Origin of the sequence: Trichocoleus sp. ST-U2 (assembly GCF_039961875.1) — a bacterium.
GTDB lineage: Bacteria > Cyanobacteriota > Cyanobacteriia > Cyanobacteriales > FACHB-T130 > FACHB-T130.
The window spans coordinates 23,458-45,174 of sequence record NZ_JAMPJY010000048.1; the positions used below are offsets into that span (position 1 = coordinate 23,458).

18 protein-coding genes are annotated in these 21,717 nt (G+C 46.7%); 9 read left to right on the forward strand and 9 right to left on the reverse strand.

The window, feature by feature from the left end:
- The first annotated feature begins 9 nt into the window (after positions 1-9).
- Together NC996_RS23360 and NC996_RS23365 are read left to right on the forward strand one after the other, a co-directional pair.
- Complete coding sequence (locus NC996_RS23360; protein ID WP_339380271.1) at positions 10-492, forward strand: hypothetical protein; 483 nt, start codon at positions 10-12, stop codon at positions 490-492.
- 483 nt (positions 493-975) lie between these two features.
- The gene (locus NC996_RS23365) at positions 976-3,264 is read left to right on the forward strand and encodes a CBS domain-containing protein (RefSeq protein WP_190684789.1); all 2,289 of its coding nucleotides are present in this window, start codon (positions 976-978) and stop codon (positions 3,262-3,264) included.
- 56 nt (positions 3,265-3,320) lie between these two features.
- On the opposite strand, the gene NC996_RS23370 is transcribed toward NC996_RS23365, so the two are convergent.
- Entirely contained in the window at positions 3,321-5,942 is a 2,622-nt protein-coding gene (locus NC996_RS23370; RefSeq protein ID WP_190684759.1) for a CHAT domain-containing tetratricopeptide repeat protein, read from the reverse strand.
- Between the two features lie 158 nt (positions 5,943-6,100).
- Positions 6,101-7,708: a HAMP domain-containing sensor histidine kinase gene (locus tag NC996_RS23375; protein WP_190426159.1), complete on the reverse strand. Its 1,608-nt coding sequence runs from the start codon at positions 7,706-7,708 to the stop codon at positions 6,101-6,103.
- Between the two features lie 380 nt (positions 7,709-8,088).
- Between NC996_RS23375 and NC996_RS23380 the strand changes: the two genes are divergently transcribed.
- Positions 8,089-8,253 (forward strand): hypothetical protein, encoded by a 165-nt coding sequence (locus tag NC996_RS23380; protein ID WP_190426155.1) that lies wholly within the window; start codon positions 8,089-8,091, stop codon positions 8,251-8,253.
- Positions 8,254-8,315: 62 nt separating this feature from the next.
- Positions 8,316-9,737, forward strand: coding sequence for a general stress protein (locus NC996_RS23385; protein WP_190684762.1), 1,422 nt, complete (start codon positions 8,316-8,318; stop codon positions 9,735-9,737).
- Between the two features lie 99 nt (positions 9,738-9,836).
- Here NC996_RS23385 and bioF read toward each other — a convergent pair whose 3' ends face one another.
- The 7 genes from bioF to NC996_RS23420 form a co-directional block, all read right to left on the reverse strand.
- Positions 9,837-11,009, reverse strand: a complete 1,173-nt coding sequence (bioF, locus tag NC996_RS23390) for an 8-amino-7-oxononanoate synthase (RefSeq protein WP_190684765.1) — start codon at positions 11,007-11,009, stop codon at positions 9,837-9,839.
- 300 nt (positions 11,010-11,309) lie between these two features.
- Positions 11,310-11,993: a DUF2834 domain-containing protein gene (locus NC996_RS23395; protein WP_190684768.1), complete on the reverse strand. Its 684-nt coding sequence runs from the start codon at positions 11,991-11,993 to the stop codon at positions 11,310-11,312.
- Between the two features lie 180 nt (positions 11,994-12,173).
- On the reverse strand, positions 12,174-12,857 hold the full coding sequence (locus NC996_RS23400; protein WP_190684771.1) for a hypothetical protein: 684 nt from the start codon (positions 12,855-12,857) through the stop codon (positions 12,174-12,176).
- 14 nt (positions 12,858-12,871) lie between these two features.
- Positions 12,872-13,558: a DUF2834 domain-containing protein gene (locus tag NC996_RS23405; protein ID WP_190684773.1), complete on the reverse strand. Its 687-nt coding sequence runs from the start codon at positions 13,556-13,558 to the stop codon at positions 12,872-12,874.
- Between the two features lie 128 nt (positions 13,559-13,686).
- Positions 13,687-14,799 carry a heat-inducible transcriptional repressor HrcA gene (gene hrcA / locus NC996_RS23410; RefSeq protein WP_190684776.1) on the reverse strand — a complete coding sequence of 371 codons (1,113 nt, stop codon included), beginning with the start codon at positions 14,797-14,799 and terminating at the stop codon, positions 13,687-13,689.
- A gap of 124 nt (positions 14,800-14,923) precedes the next feature.
- Complete coding sequence (locus NC996_RS23415; protein ID WP_190531523.1) at positions 14,924-15,115, reverse strand: hypothetical protein; 192 nt, start codon at positions 15,113-15,115, stop codon at positions 14,924-14,926.
- Between the two features lie 197 nt (positions 15,116-15,312).
- Positions 15,313-15,672 (reverse strand): rhodanese-like domain-containing protein, encoded by a 360-nt coding sequence (locus NC996_RS23420; protein WP_190525349.1) that lies wholly within the window; start codon positions 15,670-15,672, stop codon positions 15,313-15,315.
- Positions 15,673-15,802: 130 nt separating this feature from the next.
- Here NC996_RS23420 and NC996_RS23425 point away from each other — a divergent pair, with 130 nt between their 5' ends.
- The 5 genes from NC996_RS23425 to NC996_RS23445 all read left to right on the forward strand — a co-directional run bounded on the left by NC996_RS23425 (position 15,803) and on the right by NC996_RS23445 (position 21,263).
- Positions 15,803-17,590, forward strand: a complete 1,788-nt coding sequence (locus tag NC996_RS23425; RefSeq protein WP_190677293.1) for a DUF3352 domain-containing protein — start codon at positions 15,803-15,805, stop codon at positions 17,588-17,590.
- A gap of 272 nt (positions 17,591-17,862) precedes the next feature.
- Positions 17,863-18,027, forward strand: coding sequence for a hypothetical protein (locus NC996_RS23430; protein WP_190429114.1), 165 nt, complete (start codon positions 17,863-17,865; stop codon positions 18,025-18,027).
- A 385-nt stretch (positions 18,028-18,412) separates the two neighbouring features.
- Complete coding sequence (locus NC996_RS23435; RefSeq protein WP_190684779.1) at positions 18,413-19,984, forward strand: ATP-binding protein; 1,572 nt, start codon at positions 18,413-18,415, stop codon at positions 19,982-19,984.
- 118 nt (positions 19,985-20,102) lie between these two features.
- The gene (locus tag NC996_RS23440) at positions 20,103-20,468 is read left to right on the forward strand and encodes a DUF1823 family protein (protein ID WP_190684782.1); all 366 of its coding nucleotides are present in this window, start codon (positions 20,103-20,105) and stop codon (positions 20,466-20,468) included.
- Positions 20,469-20,600: 132 nt separating this feature from the next.
- Positions 20,601-21,263, forward strand: a complete 663-nt coding sequence (locus tag NC996_RS23445) for a GIY-YIG nuclease family protein (RefSeq protein ID WP_190684792.1) — start codon at positions 20,601-20,603, stop codon at positions 21,261-21,263.
- Positions 21,264-21,717 lie beyond the last annotated feature (454 nt).

The window sequence follows — 21,717 nt, forward strand, 5'->3', positions numbered from 1 at the left end:
AGAGAATCCGTGCCTTACTTATTTAACGAACTGTCAACCTACGCCCAGATTGATTGTGACGTAATTAACCTTGCTGCTATGCGAAAAATGGATATGGCTATGGATCGGGATGAGATTGCAGGACTGGGCGCTTCGTTGCGACGGATCAATCAGAAGCTATTGACCTCAGCCAAGGGAGATGGCGTCAAAAGAGTATGGTATCAGGGTGGAGAACCTTATTTCGATCTGTTTATTGACCTGCGAGAAGATGATATCGAGTGGTTTCAGTTGACTTTACGTGGGAAATCGCTGTCGTGGAATCGAGCAGGTTGGCAAACAGGGATAACGAATGAAGGCATTGTCAATGACATTACTTTTTATCCTGCTAGCAAACTGATTAAAACAGACAATCGCCCTGATTTTGCGTTCATTGAATTAGCATATTCCATCCTGCAAACCCGCGCTGGTGATGCGATTGTTGATAAAATACTGGTGCTGTTTAAGCCTGAATAACGAATGGCTAGTCGCTAATCAAAGCCCTTTTTTGCCCAATTAGCAATTAGCCTATACCCTAATCATTAAGCTTATTTGTAAATTATTTTAGGTGCAATATACCAGCACGAATTTGGGTTTAATGTATTTGTTCTTGCTCGTTATCCTAATTTTGAGTCGTTGCTGGAGCCTTTTTATTATTCTTTTTTGATAAGAAAAATAACCCTCGATTCCTCATTTTTGAAGAGCTAAGAACCATTGGACTCATTGGACTCTCTTCTAGAAAGGGAAATATTTGCTCTTAGGATACTTGTACTGATTTTATATAGACAATTTATGAATTAGCCCTCTATCTAGGGATTTATTTTCTTTCATAAAACATAAATATTTATTGCAATCAAGTAATGATTTATTGCACATAACTAAGAATTAGCAGAAGTTTGGGTGTATCACAGTTTACAATTGCCAACAGTACCCCTGTGGAAATTACTGGATGGGTTCACAATGCAGCCCAACGCCCTGCCGCTTCCTTGCCTATCTCTAGACCCTGCTATTGACCGTCAGCCTCTGACTGTAGCGCCTGACACACCTCTCCTTGATGTATTGGCGCTCATGAGCCAGTTACGGAGTAGTTGTGAGTTGCCCAGAGGAACCCAAGCCAGAGGGACACAAGCAGACACCAGTGCAGCGTCAGAAGACCCAAGCTGGGAGGCGAGCGAGGGAATGAACGCCGCCTTGCCGCACCCTGCATCCTGTTGGTTGTCACAAGAGGAGACCGATTTTGACACTGCCGATGCCGCAGGTCATTGTGTCTTAGTCATGCAAGGATCGCAGCTTGTGGGAGTCTTTACAGAGCGCGATATTGTTAGACTGACTGCCGCCAGAGCTTCCCTAATTAACGTCAAAATTGCCGATGTCGTCACGCAACCAGCCATTACCCTCAGACAATCAGAAGCTCACGATGTTTTCACGGCTCTTTCCTTGTTTCGTCAGCACCGAATTCGCCATTTGCCAATCATTGACGATAATGCAGGGGTAGTCGGAATTGTCACGCACGATAGTATTCGCAAAGCGTTGCAACCCGTTAATCTTCTAACGCGATTGCGATACGTTGCGGATGTGATGACATCCCAAGTCGTTCATGCGCCTATAACGGCTTCTGTTCTCGATTTAGCCCAAATCATGGCGAGTCAGCTAGTCAGCTGTGTCGTCATTACAGAACAGAGGGAAAACAAAATTGAGAACAAGCCAATAAAGACGCTTAATTCTCAATTCCCAATGCCCGTAGGCATTGTCACCGAGCGAGATGTGGTGCAGTTTCAGGCGATGGAATTAGACTTGTCGAAATTGCAGGCAAAAGACGTAATGAGTACACCCTTATTTTGTCTGCAACCCTCAGATTCCCTATGGGTTGCCCATCAAGAAATGCAGCGGCGGCGCGTGCGACGTCTGGTAGTTGCTAGCAATCAGGGCGAATTACTCGGCATTGTCTCCCAAACCAGCCTGCTACAAGTGCTGAATCCGGCGGATATGTACAATGTCATTGAGGTATTGCAGCAGGCAGTAGAAGAGCGTACCAAAGCATTAGAGAATAGCAACGAACGATTGCGTTGTGAAATTGCTGAGCGCAAACGAGCTGAAAAGGCATTGCGACAAGCGCACGATAACTTAAAAAGACAAGTAGAGGAACAAACTGCCGAATTAGCTCAAGCGAATGTGCTTCTCAAAAAGGACATTATTGAGCGTGTCGCAGTAGAGACGGCTTTGCGGAAATCCGAGGCGCAAAAGACAGGATTAATCGCGTCTCTACAACAACAAGCCGAACATCTGGAACAAACTTTACACCAACTGCAAAAAACCCAAGCCCAGCTGATTCAAACTGAAAAAATGTCCAGTTTAGGGCAACTGGTAGCTGGTATTGCTCACGAAATTAACAATCCGATTAATTTTATTTACGGCAATCTCAGCTATGCCGGTCAATATGTCCAAGATTTACTGAATCTGCTGCAACTTTATATCAAGCATCATCCTCAACCAGAACCGGAAATTCAAACAGAAATTGAGGCAATTGACCTAGATTTTTTGAAGACAGACCTCCCGAAACTTTTAGGCTCGATGAAGGTGGGAGCTAACCGTATTCGGGACTTGGTACTGTCCTTACGAAATTTCTCCCGATTGGATGAAGCGCAACAGAAATTTGTGAATATCCACGACGGGATAAATAGTACTCTTCTGATATTACAAAATCAACTAGAAGCAAAAGCGGGACGCTCTGGGATTAAAGTTATTAAAGAATATGGTAATCTCCCTGCTGTGGAGTGTTTGGGGGGGCAGATTAACCAGGTATTTATGAATATTCTCAGTAATGCCATTGATGCCCTTGAAGAGGTTTTTGCTAAGGAATCATGGGGGATGGCTCATGGGGAGGACAGTATCGATTCTCAACCCCCGACAATTTGGATACGCACCGAATTAGTAGGTAAAAATCAGGTAGCTATCAGGATTGAAGACAACGGAATTGGGATGACGGAAGCGGTACGGCGTCAAATGTTTGACCCTTTCTTCACAACGAAACCTGTGGGTAAAGGTACCGGCTTAGGATTATCAATTTGCTATCAGATTGTGGAAAAACACGGCGGTCAGCTGAAGTGTATTTCCGCACCCGGTGAGGGAACTGAGTTTGTAATTCAGATTCCAATCCGACAGACAACTCATGCCGATTCTATGTATACATCCCGTCGTCTAAAGCCTGCCATTGAGCGAAATGAAGAGCAACAGCTACACGGAGCTTAGCGAATGGGAGAAGGAATTAAAAACCGAAGAATTTCTATTTTTCTGTTTTAATTTAATTATTGTGCTTCTCCAATAAGAGTAAAAGCCGCCCAGTCTTTCGGATCGGGGTGTTGCTTCATTGTTGTCAGCATTGCCTGACGCATCGCTTGCGCTTTGTCGGGATTCTTCTGAAGGTTTTGATAAAATTCGGTCATTAAGGATGCTGTAGGGGCGTCTGGGACCGACCAGAGGGACACAATTACACTGGGTATACCCGCAGTAATTAAGCTGCGAGATAGTCCGATAACGCCATCGCCGGTAATTTTGCCTCTGCCAGTGTCGCAAGCACTCAGCACGACTAGCTCAGCATTCAGTTTCATGTCTAGAATTTCGCTAGCGGTGAGTAAGCCAGTATCCTGCTCAGATGGAGCGAGAGCGATCGCACCCGGTACACCCAAACCTTGAAAATCATCCAGCAATCCATGTGTCGCCAGATGAATAATCTTCGCTTTGGGCATCTGTTGCGCGATCGCTATTTTGGTCGCTTGCTTGCCAATCAGAGGTTTGGTTTTGAGGAGAGAAGCGATCGCTTTTGCTTCCTGTTCCGCACCCGGTAGCTGAGATAACGGCTCCGGTTTCTCCCCAATTTTAGGAGCAATTTTAGGCATTGTAGGATTGCCTACCACTAGCACTTCCTTTCCCGATACACGTTGCCGTTGCTTGTGGGTTAGCTCCAGAACCTGAATAGCGGGTGCTGTCACAATAGTGTGTTGTTCGATGAAGTATTTGCCACTGGCATCTTGGAGTGCTGGGAAGGGAACTAGGAACAGTTCACGTTGAGGGATGAAAATAATTCGGTCGTTGGGGTCTTTTGGCAATAGGTCAGCAATCGGTTGAATCAGCAGTTGATGCAGTTGCTGTAATCGTTTATTAGTGATGGTTTTATCCACTTTAGAGGCAACGGCAAGGCCACGACCTCTAACGCCGATGGAATCACGGCTGCTAGTAACAAGTTCTTCTAGAGAAATATTTTGTTTTTGCCACAGAGGTTTCAGGTCAGCTGTGCGAAACGTTACTTCACCTGTAGGCTTGATGACCCAAATATAGAGTTCTGATTCTTGAGCTTGTTGTTTACCTTGAACTTTGAATGTGTCGTAAATAATCGAATATTGAACGAGTGTCGAGGTTTGCGCTTTAGCAATTTGTTTAATTTGCTCAATGGTAGGAGGTTGAAGGTTAGAAGGTGGAGCTGAACCTTCAACCTGTAACCTGTCATCCTGCAACCTAGCAGCGAGTAACTCCACAAAGGCTCGTGCCCTTCCCCGCTCCGCAATTTCCAGTGCTGGCTCAGTTTTATTCTGGGCAATGAGGACTTTTTGTAATATCTGGTACGTGCCAATTTGCCTTTCAAAGATTGACACCTTATTCGCATCGTTACTGCCTAAGCCCGCTCGAATAGATTCCAGAACCTTAATTCCATCCATTAAAATTGGCTCTGCGGTTACGAAATTGCCTTGTTTAAAGAGAGTAAAACCTAAATTTTGCAGAGCTATCCCTTCGCTTTCACGGTTTTGAATTTCCTGTGCGATCGCTAACTGTTGCTGAGAGTATTCAATCGCTTTAGCATAGTCTCCAAGGCGACGGTAAGCCACTCCCAGATTACCCAGTAAAGCTCCCTCATTGCGTCGATCTTTGATTTCTCGTGCGATCGCCAAACTCTGCTGAGTATAATCAATCGCCTTGGTATAGTCATCTAAAAAAATATAAGCTGTTGCCAGATTGGCTAGTGCCAACCCCTCACTTCGTCGATTTTTTATTTCCCGGACAATCGCTAACTGCTGCTGAGAGTATTCAATCGCTTTAGCATAATCTCCAAGGTTACTGTAAGCCGCTCCCAGATTGCCCAGTGCCGCCCCCTCGCTTCGTCGGTCTTCTATTTCCCGTGCGTTGGCTAACTGCTGCTGAAGGTAGCCAATCGCCTTGGCATAGTCTCCCAGGGAAACGTAAGCTGCTCCTAGATTGGCTAGTGCCTTTCCCTCAGCTTGTGGATCTGGAAATCCATCTGCTGCGACGAGCGCCAATACTTGCTGAGAATACTCAATCCCCTTAGGGTAGTTTTCCAAGTTAAGGTAAATCCCTCCCAGATTAGCCAATGCCGCCCTTTCATTAAGTGGGTCTTCTATTTCTCGTCCGATCCCCAACTGCTGCTGAGTGTAATCAATCGCTTTGGCATAGTCACCTAAAGAGTCATGAACTAGTCCTATCGCTCCTAGCGCCAATGCCTCGCCTTTTCGGTTTTTGATGTCCCGGTAGATTAAGAGTGACTGTTCCAAAGACTGTAATGCCGCTTCCCATTGACTGGTAAAATACTGCCCAGCTCCTTGTTTACGTAGGCGGTCTGCTTGAGTCTCATAAACCATTTCAATCCCTACTAGCGCCATCTCCTCGCCTCGGCGGTCTTTGAGTTCCTGGTAGATCAAGAGTGCCTGTTGCCAAGACTGTAATGCTGCTTCAAGTTGATTGGCAAGATACTGGGCAAATGCTTGCCCATCCAGTCGTTCTGCTTCCGCTTTCCTTGCATTTGGGGTTTGAGCCAACGCTTGGGGTGCTGTTAAGGGTGCTGGAAGATTGGCAACTGGCGTCACGCCATTGGCAAGAAGCATGGCGAATAGCATCACTCCGATTTTTGGGCGTCGCATGGCTGGGTCAACAGGTGTAGATGTGTGGCACTAGCTACACTGTCATAGCCCAGACACAAAGATACTGTCCAGCGATCGCGGCTGTAACGAAGAGCGGATGCTAGATGTTAAGACTCGCATTGGTGGCGGGATAGCGATCGCTATCCCGCGATTACCAATTAAGCATTCCAAATGCCGGAACCATCCACATCTAACGGTAGGAAAACCGTCATGACCTCACCTTGCTGGGGTCGTTGCCGTACAATCAGTTTTCCTCCTAACGCTTGGAAGAGATTTTTGGTGACGTTGAGATTGAGGCTCAAACATCCGGTTTCTGGCTGAAACATCAATAGCTGACCAATTGACTTGCACGTTGGTGGGTTGTTGTCTGCGGCTAGCGAGTTGCCGCTTTCGTCAGGTTGGTTTTGAGACTGGAGTTGCAATTTTAGCTGGTCTCCGGCGGGTGTCACCTCCACCTGAATATGACCGCCTGCGGGGATGCTGCGAGTGAAGTTTTCAATTAACCCAGTTAGTACCTGATCCAGCATGGCGGGATTACTGACAACAGCGGGGAGCTTTTGCGGTAATACCACCTCTAGGGTTAAGTTGCGACGATTTGCTTGTTTTTGCCAGCGAGGAATGCTGTTTTGGAAGACCTGCGCTACCGACATCGCAGTCAGGTGAACGGGCGAGCGCTTAACGGTTTCTGTTTCTAATTCCACCGCCCGGAAAAACAACTCCATGCGGTCAATTTGCTCGGTACACTCGCGATCGATCGCTTCCAAACGCCTGATGATGTCCGGTGCTAATTCGTTGCGGCGCTTCAGCAACAGCCGCGTTAAGGTGCGTATGGTACTCAGGGGCGTCCGTACTTCGTGGGCAAACGCTTGAAGTAATTCCACATCATTAGAATTTTGAATTTTAAATTTTGAATTTTCAATTAATTTAGGATTCAAAATTGGCAGTTCGGAATTATCTTCTAGCTCTTTACCTTTTGCTTCTTGCCCACACCCAAGACGGGATAAATCGGCGTCTTTCCGATCGCCTCTGATTTCTTCGGGCAAATGTTTCAACAGCAACCGGCTAAATTGCATAACGGTTCGATAATCGGGCGCTTGGGGTGCAAAGCGTTCGACTAAAGTTTCTAACTGACTCACCTGATGAAGGCTAGTCAGCAACAAGCGCGATCGCAAAGTTTGCCACGCTTGCTCTACCACTTGCGGATCAAAAGAATATTGGAAAGCTGGGGCACCTGTAATATCTTCTCCAACAACCATCACCAAACTAAACCGTGGTGTGAAAATTACGCAAAACTGTTCGCTTGTTAAGGGATCGGCAGGGATTAACGGGAAGTTGGAAGTGGATTGAGGTTCGTTTTCCTTTTGCTGAGTTGTTGCGGGAGGCAGCAGAAATGGCATTAATGCCAGAGGATTAAATCGCTCTGCTGTAAAAATTCCGGTATGAACGCGAGTCATTACCGCTGGGTGGCTCAGAACCGGCACAGGACCCGCTAAAATTAAGCCCAAGGTTTGTGGCGAATCTTGTAGCGAATCAGTGGCAGGTTCTAGAACTTGCAGCAGCAACTGTTCCAAGGCAGCGATCGCTCCACACCACTCCCGCGAGGCACGGGCGTACTCTCGTGCCGTCCGGCTGGCAGGGCGCAATCCATGCGCTTTTTCTGCTGTCTGCTCTACAGAAGGCATAACAGAATTTGCCCCAGTTTGTTCGCTGTGTTCGCTCTGGGCTAATATTTCACTGATGGTTGGTAGTAACCACTTTTTTTGCACAAAGATCCACCCCTTTAACGGCAATCAACTGGCGGTGCGTCTTTAAACTACTTCTGATTATGAGCGTACCGATAGTTGCCCTCTATCGGTGGTGGTATAACCGAACGAATCAGTGGCAATTCCCGCGCTCTGTTCGGAAAAATTTCTCAGGGTCATCGGGGCAGAATCTCCCCATTCATGCTCTAGGAGCCGGTTCTCCCTGATAAAGGTCCGTTAATCTCTTGGCAACTCCTCTCCTTATAAAAGTAAGTTCATAAAAGATAAGTTCTTTCCCCTTCCCCGAAGCTGCTTCTGTTTTGGGGTTAAGTTTACTGTATAAGACAAAGTATAAGTGTCTTTCCACTCATGCTAAGGGGCAAGGAATAAAGGCATACAAAAAAATGAGCAAAAACCAAAAAGAGTTTTTCGTCAAAAAAACTGATGCAAAAAATGCATTAGGAGCTGATAGAAGAATATCTTTTACCCATCTGTTGATAGAGAAAATTTTACATCTCCAGGCTGATGAAAAGTGTAGAAAAAAACAGAAAGATAAGCAAAGTGCATAAATAAAAAATTGATTCTGTATTTGTGCTGACGGAAGTTATTGAATACTTCTAGGAGGAAAAAAATGACCCTCGACCAAAACAAGCGAGCTGTCGGCGTATTTTCTACACCTGAACAGGCGGAATATGCGCTCAACGAGCTTAGGGACTCTGGTTTTGCCATGAACACAGTTTCTGTGGTGGCACGGGATAGCACTCGGCAAGATGAGGTAGCTGGTGTTGAAGTCAACCCTTACGGAGGTGGCAATGAAGCCGGTGGGGGTGCAGGGGCGGGTGCCTTAGCAGGCGGTGCGGTCGGCGGTTTAGTTGGCGTCCTAGGAGCCTTAAGTGCGTTGGCAGTTCCGGGATTTGGTCCGGTTATCGCAGGAGGTGCGATCGCTTCTATTCTGGGAGATGCTTTAATCGGGGGTGCGGTTGGCGCTGCGACAGGTGGCATTGTCGGCACACTGATGGGTTTAGGAATTCCTGAAGAACAAGCCAAAGTTTACAACCACCGAGTCTCCCAAGGAGATTATTTAGTAATTGTCGAGGGTACGCAAGACGAAATTAATCGTGCTGAATCGATTTTGAACCGGCAAGGTATTCAGCATTGGGGTGTCTACGATGTGACGGGGGTTTCGGCGGTTCCTGACAATTATGGCGCTTCTTCCTCAACCCCCTTCGATCCGATCAGCAGCACGTATCCTTCCCCGTTAGGACTCGATCCCCTGGCGACGGGTTATTCCTCTTCGTTAGGAATGAATCCGCTGGGTGCCGCCTCTCCCGTCACCTATGTTCCTACAGAAGATAATGTCAATGACAGCGATTTCAGCCGACACAAGCGAGCCGTTGGTGCCTTTGTCAGCCGTCAGGATACGGAAGATGCGCTTCACGAGCTGAGTAATTCTGGCTTTCCGATGAGTAAAGTTTCCGTCGTTGCCAGAGATGCAGACCCCCAGGATCAAATTGCTGGCGTTGAAATGAGCGATCGCGTTGATGACAATAACGTTGATGAAAGCGCAACCACAGGGGCGATCGCAGGGGGTGCTTTAGGCGGTCTGACTGGCTTATTACTCGGTTTGGGTGTATTGGCGATTCCCGGAGTTGGCCCGATTTTGTTGGCTGGTGCTACCGCAACTGCGATCGCAACCACCCTGGCGGGGAGTGGAATCGGCGCAGCCGCAGGTGGCTTGATTGGCGCACTGCTGGGTTTAGGAATTCCTGAAGATCGAGCGCAAGTTTATAACAATCTTGTGGCTCGCGGTGATTATCTGGTTATGGTAGATGGCACCGAAGACGATATCGAACGTGCCGAATCAGTTCTGAGCAATCGCGGCATTCAAGAGTGGGCTATCTACGATGTACCGCCTTCTACAACTTCGAGAAGCGATTCCACTAACCGCATCGTCGAACCTCAGGAGAATCTGACGGCTGTGAATGAGATTAAGTCTCAGGATAACGTGACCCAAGTAAGCGATCGCGTTACCATCGTTGACCATCGGCAATAGTTTTTCCACCTGGAACCCCACCCCCAACCCTCCCCGCGTACGGGGACGGGAACCGGAGCCGCAGGCGATGGCAGGGAGGGGTTCTTATATTACGGGGAATCAACCAGGCTGAATATTACCCATTAACGCCTCCACCAATCGTTGAAGATGGGCAGTTTCATGGGTTGCCATTACCGAGAGCCGAATTCGACTCGTAGGCACCGTGGGAGGACGAATCGCTGGGGCGAAAATGCCGGATGTTTTTAGTTGATGTCCCATTTTTAGCGCTGCTTCTGCACTTTCCAAGGGAAAGCAGAGAATGGGTGATTCAGAAGGCAGTAATTGTAGTGGTAACTTCTGGGCAATCTGCTGTTTGAGAAAATTGACATTACGCCACAAGCTAGCGCGACGTTCCGGTTCTTTTTGAACGATCCGAACGGCTTCCAATGCCGCAGCGGTATCAGCGGGGGAAAGAGCCGTCGTATAAATCCAACTAGGTGCCCGATTCCGCAAAAAGTCAATCACAGCCGAGTTGCCTGCGACATATCCACCCAAACTGCCTAAAGCTTTGCTGAGGGTGCCGATTTGAATCAACGGGACATTGCTACAGCGAAAATGTTCTACACACCCAGCACCCGTTGCTCCGAGTACCCCTGTGGCATGAGCTTCATCAACGAGCAGCATACAGCTAAATTCCTCCGCCAGCTCTAACAGTCCCGGTAAGGGGCACAAATCGCCATCCATACTGAAGACGCTATCTGTGAGAATCAGGCATCGACGGTATTTTTCTCGGTGTAAATTCAGTTGGGTTTTTAACTCCTCAACCTTGCAGTGAGGGTATTCAATAACCATTGCACCGCTAAGAATCGCCCCATTTTTCAGACTGGAGTGATTGTACCCATCAGACACAATCAGATCGCGTTTTCCGACTAAAGCAGCGATCGCACCTAAGTTTGCCAGATATCCAGAACTAAAAACTAAGGCATCTTCAGTTTGTTTGAGGGATGCGATCGCTTTTTCCAATTCCCGATGCAGTTCCCGATGTCCGCTGAGTAACCGAGAACCCGTGCTACCCGTGCCAAATGTCTGAGTAGCCGCTACTGCGGCTTGGATGAGGCGTTCATCCCCCGCGAGTCCCAAGTAATCATTACTGGCAAAATTGATGACTTCACGCCCCTCCAGCAACACCGTCGCACCCGGACGACTAGCGATCGCTTGCACCGACCGATACCAATCTGCGCGGTGAATGGTGGCGAGGGATTGCTCTACCCAAGCGTAAGGATTCTTTGGCATTTCGATCGGCTATAGCACCTTTAACTTGCCTGTATAGCAATTCTCACTTTGTTGCAATATACTCGGAACCTCACCCCCAAACCCTTCTCTCCACTTTTCGGTGAGGGGACAGTATTGAACCTCTTCCTGCTTGAGGGGAGGGGCAGGGGTGGGGTTAAACGGTACTGCGTCCAAACGAGAATTGCTATAAAAGAAAATACAGGAAAAGTGGCAATCATGCTTTCCACCTCCCAGAGACGCTACAGCACCCCTCTATATTTTCATTTTCTCCTTTCACATTCTCCTGGCACAACTCGCAAGCTAAGCTGTCAAATCAGACGCTTGAAAGCTGACGTCAGCACTTGATTCTGGCAAAGGTGGACGCAGGCAAAGATAAGCAAGTGGTCCAAATAATGGTACTAGCGCCACCGCCCAGAAAATTCGAGCATCCTTTATGTCCCGACGAGCCATATCATCGTCAAACAGTGACGTTAATGGAAACACCAGGCACATCAGACAAAAATCCAAACTGATGAGGTGAACGAATTCCCTGGTTTTAAACTGTTGAATATAATCTCCCCAATCTCCAGCAAATATTGCGTAGGCAAGTAAGCCAATCGTTGTTAACAGTAGGAAAATTCCTGTCCAACGGGAATCTAGAATTTTTAGTAATTTATCCTTCCGTCCAGGAAATTCTTGATTCGATTTTCGGAAAATTAAATAGGGGATAAAGCAAATCACACCCGTTCCATTTGCCCCAATGAAATAAGGCCATGAGCGAAACGGTTGCGTTGTGCCATCAGCAAACATCAGACAAGCATAAATCATAGGCCAAACGCCCATGAGCCAGAAGATAGCCACAAGAATTGCATTCACATCTGCCAACTGGAATGTTAACAACTTCCAAACCAGTGAAAACGTCTCTGGTTGAGCAAGTGGATCTAACCATACGGTATAGACAAGAAATGTAATCCATATCAAGAACAAGGCAATTTTTCTGCCCATAATCTTGACCCATAACTTTATACATCAATTATTTAACTTTAAAAGTCCGATAACAGCACTTACCTCCGTCTTAAGTCACACCAACTTGCATTCAAAAGAAAGCCACAGCCTCTCCTTTCTTTCCTCCGCGTCCTCTGCGACCTCCGCGGTTTGTTCTCTCCTAAAAACCTCGAAAATTGTTCACACTCGTGTAGTGTTCGCAACAGACTCTGGTGCTGAACCAGCACCGGCTTCTGGTAAAGGTGGACGAATACAGAGATAGGCAAGGGGTCCCAACAGAGGAACCAGCGATACTGCCCAAAAAACTGGGGGAATATTGAACCCTCGACGCGCCATATCATCGCCGAGAACGGTCGGAAACAACAGACAGAACAGGCAAAAAGCCAAACTCATGCCATTGACAAAGCGATCGCTTTGGAATTGTTGAATAAACCCTGCCCAATCACCCGCAAGCAAGCCAAATGCTAGCAAGAAAAGCGTGCTGAAATTGAGGATAATACCCGTCCAGCGAGAATCAAAAACTTTCAGCAAGGTATCCTTTTGCCCGGAAAACTCTTGATTCGGTTCCCTCAATGCTAAATAAGGTATTAGGCTAATCACTCCCGTTCCCGCTGAACCCAAAGCAAAAGGCCAGAAACGAATCTTTTGCATCCTCCCATCGACGAACAAAAGACAGCTATAGATGAGTATCCAGATGCCAATCAGGGAAAATATAGAAAGGATAATTGGGTTGACCTGGGTCCACTGACCCGTCAATATATTTTTAATGAGCCTCAGTGTGTCTGGCGTAATTGGCGGTGCCAGCAGCAAAACATAGGAGATAAATCCAGCCCATAATAACCAAAGTGCTGTTTTTCTAGCCATATTTCCATCAAATTTTAATTTCTAGATTGTGCGGGTTGCCGTTCCGTGGAGAAAGCTTCGGCATTAGTTTCTGGTAAGGGAGGACGCAGGCAAAGATAAGCTAAAGCGCCAAACAAAGGAATCAGTGCCACTATCCAAAAAAGTGCAGAATTCTTGATTCCCCGACGCGCCATGTCATCTCCCAGAAGTGCAGGAAATATTAACCACAGCAAGCAGAAATCCAAGCTCATGACATGAACGAAGCGATTTGTCTGGAACTGGTGAATATAATCTGCCCAATTACCGCCCAACAAGCCATAAACAACCAAACTCCCAGCGCCCAATGTCAGCAAAAGACCAAGCCACCGGGAATCGAGTATTTTCAGAAATAAATTCTTTTGTCCGTGAAATTCTTGGTTGGGTTCTCGCAATGCTAAATAAGGTAGCAAAGCAAACGCTCCGACTCCAAAAGAGAACGCCGAAAAAGGCCAAGCTTTTACCTTTTGCTGTTTGCCATCAATCAACATTAGGCAGGCGTAAATCATCGGTACGATGCCCAGCAGATTGAATAGAGCGACAACTAGGGGGTTAATCCCCGCCCATTGACCTGTAGAGAGGTTTTTTATCAGTTCAAACGTGCCTGGTTGTTCAGGAGGTGCTAATAGAAAGGCATAGGTAATAAATGCTGCCCAAAGCGACCAAAAGCCAACTTTTCTAACCATATCAATATCAATGAAAAATGAAAAGTAAAAATTAGAGCTAATCGAAATTAGCCATGTTTATCGTTCGTGGTTCGTAGTGAACGGCTACCCATTAGCTAATCGCGATTAGCTATTAGCCATTTTCTAAATTAAGCGGGTTGCGTAAGAGCATCAGAGAGATAATCGGCGGCAGCTTCAACGAGTGCGATCGCATTTTCGTACACCATCCGCGTTGGCCCCAAAACACCTACACTTCCCACGGGTACTGAACCCTGCTGATAAGTTGCAGAAATCAGCGTACAGGTACGCATCGGTTCTAAAGGATTTTCCGAACCAATCCGCACTGTCACTCGCGAACCAGAGGTGACATCTGAAATAGCCGTGACATCTGGTCTAGGCCATTCAAAGATTAAAGGCCACAACTGGTCTTGTTCCTCTTCCAATAGGTGTATAAGCGTCTGCACTTGCTGTAATTCGGAAAATTCTGGCTGACGCAATACTTCAGCGACGCCACGAACCATAATTTGAGTTGTGGCAGGTTGGGAAGTGCGACGGATCAAGTCGGAGAGGAGATTTCGCAAAGAATCAACATATCGTTGAAATTCTCGGTCTAGTTCGCTCCAGTCTAAAGTTGCCAGTTCACTGAGCGATCGCCCCCGCAAGTGGCTATTCAAAAAATTCGATAAAATTTGCAACTCCCGATCTACAATTTCTGCATCCGGTTGCTCATCCTCCGATTCTGAGAGCGGTAACTCCATTAAGACGCTAGTCGTCTCATAAGAATCCGTCACCACAATCAGCATCACCCTTCCCGGATCGAGCTGCACCAGTTGCAAATGCCGCAAACGATTAGTTCGAGTCTGCGGCATCGTGATCAGGGTAATATAACCGCTGAGCGTTGCCAGAATTTGCGCTGCACCCCGCAACACAGTCTCGAAGCTTTGATGTTCCAAGCTCAAACGGTTTGTGAATAACTGCTCTACCTGACGCCCCAAGGCTTCAGAAGGCTTAATTAATTGATCGACATAAATTCGATAGCCAGAGTCAGAGGGAACCCGTCCAGCCGAGGTATGGGGTTGATAGAGCAACCCCGCTTTCTCTAAGACGCCCATTGCATTGCGAATCGTCGCTGGACTGACGCACAGATTATACTCGTCTACCAAAGCTTTTGAGCCGACTGGCTCAGCCGTCGCAATATAGTGACGGACAGTTGCCCAGAGAATACGTTGTTGACGGTCAGTCAGACTTACTTGCCTAGCCATTTAAACGAAAGCCGAATTGGATAGGGTTTTAAAAACAATTGGAAATTCCTGGACTTCTGATGATGAATTTCTCAGTAAGTCCGGCGCTCTTGTCAAGCAAGCAGCCGATTAAATATAGGATAGGTTAAAACAGAATAGCAGATGCTGCCTTCTGCCTGCCGGTTCGCCACACCCAGCCAGTAGAAGCATAACAGCCGCCGAACTCCAACCTTAGACATACCATGACGATCGAGCGCAGAGTTAGGACATTATCGCTACCCGTAACTCTAGAGTCCACAGTCTCTATCAGGATTGTCTGTAGTCTACTCGACTGCATCGAAGTTTGTCAGCCAAAACCTCTAAATACTTATTTCGCTAGTAAAAATTAAAACAATATCGTGAACCGTATTTAATTAAAAAATCTAACCCCAGCCTTTTTCCTTAGTAGGGAAGAAAGAGAATTTCTGCCCTCTTGTTGCAGGAGCGGGGTTGGGGAAGAGGTTCCAGCTTCAAGATAGTTTTGTACTGGGATCATTAGTATTGGGAAATTGTCGGATCGACTCGGATTGAGTAGGCATCGATGCCACCAGCAATATTTTTGACATTGGTGAAGCCTTGCATTTGTAGCCACTGGCACATCTGCGCCGAACGGATGCCATGATGACAGAGAACCAGCGTCTCGGCGTGCGGATCGAACTGGGTCTGGATTTGGTCAGCCCAGTCGGCAAATTCCGACAAGGGGAGGTTTTCAAAACCCTCAATGCTGGCGATCGCAACTTCCTGTGGTTCTCGCACATCCACCAATTGCAGACTCTCAGGGGAATCGGCAAGACGGCTGGCAAGTTCTTCTACGCTAATCTGGGGAATATCTTGGCGAAAAGATTGAGCAGACATGAGGTTGTGCAACGCTGGAGATTAACTAAGATTTTAATAGTTGGCAGTCCGATGAGCTGAAATAATAGGTTCTGGCATCGGGATTAGTGTTCTTAGCTGAATCGCGCTCACCCAAGGTCTACATTTCACCATGAAGCGACGCTCGTTTTTCTACGTTCTGGCAGCTGGCGTTTTAGTGCTGCTGTTAATTGGTGCCGGTGGCTTTTACTGGCTGAGGGCAAACAGTCCTCTCGCCCTTCTAGGGGGTGGGGAGGTGACGAACCCATCTGCCACCATATTTGTGCCGAAAAAGGCACCCGTAATGGTGTCATTGCTTGTGAATCCAGATCGGTTGGAAGGGTTGCGGCAGGCTGTAGCGCGTCCCGCGAACCGCAAGCGATCGCGTGCAGAACTCAACCAATTTAAACAAAGCTTACTCGCGAACACGGATCTGGACTATCGCCGAGATATCCAACCCTGGCTGGGGGATGAAATCACGCTGGCTCTCACCAGCTTGGATATCGATCGCACCCGTGACAATGGAGAGCAGCGCGGGCTGCTACTGGCTGTCACCACCAAAAATCCGCAACGCAGCCGCGAGTTTGTGGATTTGTTCTGGCAGAAGCAAGCAAATGTTGAGACAGATTTAGTCTTTGAGACTTATAAAGGTGTCAAGCTGATTTATAAGAATCAAGAGTCGGTCGTCAAAACTCAAGATGCTGGAAATAAAGGCTTTTACAACCGCGATAGATCGGCATTGCCAAAAGACGCAATAAACCGCGCCTCAGCTCAAAACTCGGTTGCTACCGCAGTTGTTGGCGATCGCTTTGTGTTGTTTGCCAATAATCCTAGGGTGCTGAAAGAAGCCATTAATAATGTGCAAGCGCCCAATCTCAGCCTCAGCGATTCAACTTCTTATCAGCGGGCAATCGAAAGCATCTCTCAGCCGAAAATTGGTCTGACTTATGTAAATCTACCCGCGCTGGCGAAGTTGCTGGGGAACAATTCACAGATGGAAATTGACCCAACCTATGAGAGTTTAGCCATCGCCATCTCTCCAAAAACTCAAGGATTGCTGGCAGAAACCGCTTTATTAGCGGCTACCGGACAGGAAATCCCCCCGACAACTCCCAGCCTATCTCAACCAGTCGGAGCGTTGCAGTATCTACCAGAGAAAATAGCGATCGCAGCTTCTGGTAGTAACTTAGAGCAACTGTGGACTCAACTCACTTCTGGATTAGATAGCGATGATAGCCTTGTCCAACTGATCGATCAACCCATCGCGAATCTCCAAGCTCGTTGGGGCATTGATTTAAAGCAAGATATCTTTAGTTGGGTGCAAGGCGAGTACGCTTTAGGAATGCTACCTCGTGCCGACCGCAAAGATTCAGATTGGATTTTTGTCGCCGAGAAATCAGCAACGACAAAGGCAGAAGCGGCAATCGATCGTCTAGATGCTGTTGCCAAACAGCAAGGGTTGAGCGTTAGCTCATTTACCCTGGAGAATCAACCGATCTCTGCCTGGACACAACTCACAACCACTGCCGATAAGAATCAGGGTGAAGACCAAGATTCAGTCAAGCTAGAGGCACAGGTGAAAGGAGTTCACGCCAGTATCGGCAAGTACGAGATTTTCACCACTTCGATCGAAGCAATGAATCAAGCGATTAAGGCTCCTGATAATTCTCTCGTCAAGAGCGATCGCTTCCAGGCAAACATCACCTCTTTACCCCAGCCAAATAACGGCTATTTGTATCTAGACTGGGCATCTAGTCAGGCGTTTTTAGAGCGTCAGCTGCCCATTGTCAGAGTAGTGGAACTGGTGGCAAAACCGTTATTTAACGAGCTAAATTCGCTTGCCTTTAGCAGCTACGGCAGCGATGACGGGGTTCGCCGCAGTAAAGTCTTCCTCCGTCTAGGTGCTAAGGCTGAGGAATGATTCGCACATCCGAGTTGGGGAAAGGGAATCGGTAATCGGTAATCGCTAAAAACTTCCCGCTTCCCCCGCTGCTGAGTCATATCATGTCCACTAAATTTCCATAATTTCCCGGAACCCCAAGAAAGCTATCTCTTGGGGTTCTTTATTCTTTGGGCTACTGTGTATACATAAGTCTTCTTGAACTGCCAGTCCCGTTTTGCTCGCCAAGCCTTGTTTGTAGTCAGTAAAACAGTTACAACGAACCCAAACGCAACTGAATTTAAACCGAAAAAATGCCCAGCCTCGGCTGTCTAGTTGTCGGTATCGCCTACGAAATTAACGACTCGGTAAATTTTATCGGTGGCAACCTGCTTCAGACCAATAATTATATCCAAGACCTTCTTGAAATCTTACGCCTCTATCAACAGCACTACGCCAACCCAACAACCGAAACTTAGGAAAAAGCTGAAGCCATCGATCTGGAATTCTTGATTGAGGGCTTGCCCAATCTTCTCAATTCCATGAATTTAAAAGCAGATAGAATTCAGCAAATTGTCCTGAGTTTGTGAAACTTCTCACGATTAGATGAAGCTGAGATGAAGCTGGTTGAGATGCACGAAGGCCTTTAAGTGACGCTAATTTTTTAGATCCGTATAAAAATGCACTAAAGTTTGCACCGCTTTGGTTCATAGTTTTTCAGTAATAGCCAAGCAACAATTCGGAGGAAGTCAAAGCTGCATCTTTAAATTACAAGTAAACTGGAACTTAGTCATAGATTTACGTGACTATACAGTAGATTCGCGGTTTTTTTGCTTTTCACTTCAAAAAAATCTAACAAGTACCATGACAAAAAAAACGGCTAATGGTATAATTCCGCAATCTTTAAGGTTATTTGAATTATTGCCGGTACTTGTCTTGGCTAATTATTTACATTTAAACGAAATTAATACAGTGCGGGAAATTAACGCAGCGGTGGTTAATATCAGTGGTCGTCAGCGGATGTTATCTCAACGCACGGCACTGTTCGCCTTAAGACTAGTCTGTACAAAAGATATTGCCGAGCAAGAGAAATTGCGCTCTACTTTGCAAGCTGATCTGGATTTGATGGAACGGTCGCATAGTGGTTTAATCGAGGGCAATCCGGAGATGAAACTACCGGGTCAACCATCACCCGTTGTTTGGTCAATGTACTTTAAGCCACCGCTAAATTTAGACCAGCACATACGCCAATATATCGCGCAAGCAAGAGCGATCGCCCAAGCAACCCCTGAAGAACTAACCTCAGACAATCCGCATCTACGTTACATTCTTACAGAGTCTTCTACCAACCTGCTTGAGGCTCTAGATGCAGTGGTGAGCCAATATCAACAAGAAAGTGATATTGAACAACTCGCCCTTAATATTCATCAAGCGGAACTCTACGAGCAAAGTTGTGCCACCGCTGCCCAAGCTGTTGCTCAATCAAAGCATTTAGAGCAAGCTTTGCACGACCTGCAACAAGTCCAATCCCAACTCGTTGAAAAAGAAAAAATGTCCAATTTGGGATGTTTGGTAGCAGGGGTGGCTCACGAAATCAACAACCCTGTTAGCTTTATCTATGGGAACCTAAATTATGCAGTTGACTATGTGCAAAATTTGCTTGATTTAGTGACGCTTTACGAGCAAGAGTGCCCCAATCCTAGCTGCTTGATGCAAGAAAAAATCGCAGAACTCGACATAGATTTTCTCAGAGAAGACTTGCCTAAAGTGATGTCTTCAATGGAAATAGGGGCAAAGCGTATTCATCAGATTGTGCTATCGTTGCGGAATTTTTCTCGCAATGATGAACAGGTTATGCAGCAAGTGAACCTTCACGAAGGGATTGATAATACCCTGCTGATTTTGCAAAACCGACTAAAAGCACATGGCAACCATGCAGAAATTGAAGTGATTAAAGAGTATGCTGATTTACCTTTGGTGGAATGTTACCCAGGGCAAATGAGCCAGGTATTTATGAATTTGCTCGGTAATGCGATTGATGAGCTAGAGCGTTACAGTAGCGAATCCCCCAAGGAAGGTTCTATTTCGGGGATTCGCAGTTTGGATGAATTTTGCAACAAACCCAGTCAAATTTCGATTCGCACAGAACTTACTCCTTCTAATACAATTCTTGTGCGGATTGCTGATAACGGACAGGGCATGAATGAAGATGTTAAAGCCCGATTATTTGAGCCATTTTTTACCACCAAGCCTGTCGGTAAAGGTACTGGGCTAGGGTTATCCATTAGCTATCAGATTGTAGTAGAGAAGCACAAAGGTTCGCTTAATTGCGTATCGGTACCTGGACAAGGAACAGAATTTTGTATTGAGATTCCCGTGTGGCACACCCAGGAAGAATCAACGCTTAACAGAAGAAATCAACTTTTGGCAAGTTAACAGCCGTGAGAGCGCACCATTTTTGTAAAAAGTGCGAATGGAATTCTCAAGAGATATTTGCTACAGGAAAAAAGTTGTATTTTATTGATACAGCTTTTATTGTTAATTGTTCATTCTCATGTCTAACTTACCGCCGCTGAATACCGAAACGATTTGGGCTATCCTGAACGATGAAATTGATGATGCCACAGTGAACCAACTGGTGTGGCAATGCTTGGGTTATCGCTACGACACAGGGGCGAATCAATGGGACGCGAGCGAAGTTCCCCCAGAATGGCGAGATGAATATCCACAACCGCCTGATTTTATTGAGAACCGCCCACCAACGGTGAAGCTGACTCGCTCGATTCCGGCAGAGAACAAGCAGCTACTAAAAGAACAACTCGGCTTTAAAGGCTACAAATTGGGTGAATTTGGTCCCAGGCAGACTCGTCGGGCAACAGCGGCGAATTGGCTGTTGAGCTATATGCAAACCACCCGTTGAACTAAGTCATACTAAGCGGGACTCAAATCACCACTGCCCACGCCCTAAACTATAAACAAGTTATCGGGAGTGGATAAATCCCAGGATTGGCTGACTCCCGGCAGCAAATTCATTGAATGGAGACTAATTCAGGTGGAGACAAACCAGAATGTGCCCGTTGAACACCAAAATGTACCCGAAGGGCACCGGGGGCTGCACGACTTTTTGTATAGCTCCGACGACGAACACGCTGCCCCAGAGATAGCGACTCTTGTCGATCTTGAAAACGATGGAACTGAAGTGCTACCGCTTCAGAATTGGTGCGATCGCGTCCAGAATGCGAAAATCGCTGGGGTGTACGCTGTGTTAGATACCCAATACCAGACGCAATATATTGGCTACTCGCGGAATGTACTGCTTTCCCTGAATGGTCATGTCGCTCAAAATGGGAGAGAAACTTGCGCGTTTGTGCGGGTGCAGGCGTTCAAGTTCCCGAAACGCACGGACATGGAAAATTTGCGAGAGGCGTGGATTTCCGAACTCGGCAGCGTTCCGCCTGGTAACGCTGAGGTCAGTGAGATGTGGGCTAGCACGGTGGGCGAAGTTGCAAAAGCAGCCATGTCGCCCGAAGAGCGCAACGCCTATGAGGAGAAAAAGCTCAAACTTCGCAAGGCGATGGCAGATAGCACGCTCACTAAGGATCTTGCAGATGCCGAGGAAAGTGATGCCAAGAGGCAGCAAAAGCTAGAAGCGGCAGTGAATAACGACGACTGGAGTGCTGTCATCGAGGGACAGACGCGGGAAACTCATTCGTAATCGTGAAAAAACACCCAAATGAGGACATTTGGGTGTGAAAAGGCAGGGATTCAATCAAAATTAAAAAGTCATCAGGTAAAAAATTAGGAATCGATAATTTTGACTACCCTTTCGATAGAACGTCTGCCATTAGGCAAGGTAATAATTAACTGATTCGTATTCAAATTTAGAGTATAAGTGTACCGACCGTTTTTGGCGACATAAACATTCCTCTTTGGAGAAGAAACAGGGAGAAGAATGCTACCTTTGCCATTCTTCGCACGACCCACGTAGAAGGTGCCTTTGCGAGTGTAACAAATCCCTACATAATAGACTTAATCGGAAATAGAGTAGTTTAGAAGTGAAGGGTTGTTGCTCGAAGACCGAGGTGTTTACGATGTTGAGCTACGGCGCTATCCACAATAAACCTCATGTGTTTCAAAGCTTGACTGGACTCAAAGTAGAAGAATTTGAG

Excerpts from the sequence above, each read along its gene's own strand:
- NC996_RS23365 (WP_190684789.1), top strand. The coding sequence starts at position 976 with ATGCAGCCCAACGCCCTGCCGCTTCCTTGCCTATCTCTAGACCCTGCT.
- NC996_RS23370 (WP_190684759.1), bottom strand. The coding sequence starts at position 5,942 with ATGCGACGCCCAAAAATCGGAGTGATGCTATTCGCCATGCTTCTTGCC.
- NC996_RS23380 (WP_190426155.1), top strand. The coding sequence starts at position 8,089 with ATGAGCAAAAACCAAAAAGAGTTTTTCGTCAAAAAAACTGATGCAAAA.
- NC996_RS23385 (WP_190684762.1), top strand. The coding sequence starts at position 8,316 with ATGACCCTCGACCAAAACAAGCGAGCTGTCGGCGTATTTTCTACACCT.
- bioF (WP_190684765.1), bottom strand. The coding sequence starts at position 11,009 with ATGCCAAAGAATCCTTACGCTTGGGTAGAGCAATCCCTCGCCACCATT.
- NC996_RS23395 (WP_190684768.1), bottom strand. The coding sequence starts at position 11,993 with ATGGGCAGAAAAATTGCCTTGTTCTTGATATGGATTACATTTCTTGTC.
- NC996_RS23400 (WP_190684771.1), bottom strand. The coding sequence starts at position 12,857 with ATGGCTAGAAAAACAGCACTTTGGTTATTATGGGCTGGATTTATCTCC.
- NC996_RS23405 (WP_190684773.1), bottom strand. The coding sequence starts at position 13,558 with ATGGTTAGAAAAGTTGGCTTTTGGTCGCTTTGGGCAGCATTTATTACC.
- hrcA (WP_190684776.1), bottom strand. The coding sequence starts at position 14,799 with ATGGCTAGGCAAGTAAGTCTGACTGACCGTCAACAACGTATTCTCTGG.
- NC996_RS23415 (WP_190531523.1), bottom strand. The coding sequence starts at position 15,115 with ATGCAGTCGAGTAGACTACAGACAATCCTGATAGAGACTGTGGACTCT.
- NC996_RS23420 (WP_190525349.1), bottom strand. The coding sequence starts at position 15,672 with ATGTCTGCTCAATCTTTTCGCCAAGATATTCCCCAGATTAGCGTAGAA.
- NC996_RS23425 (WP_190677293.1), top strand. The coding sequence starts at position 15,803 with ATGAAGCGACGCTCGTTTTTCTACGTTCTGGCAGCTGGCGTTTTAGTG.
- NC996_RS23430 (WP_190429114.1), top strand. The coding sequence starts at position 17,863 with ATGCCCAGCCTCGGCTGTCTAGTTGTCGGTATCGCCTACGAAATTAAC.
- NC996_RS23435 (WP_190684779.1), top strand. The coding sequence starts at position 18,413 with ATGACAAAAAAAACGGCTAATGGTATAATTCCGCAATCTTTAAGGTTA.
- NC996_RS23440 (WP_190684782.1), top strand. The coding sequence starts at position 20,103 with ATGTCTAACTTACCGCCGCTGAATACCGAAACGATTTGGGCTATCCTG.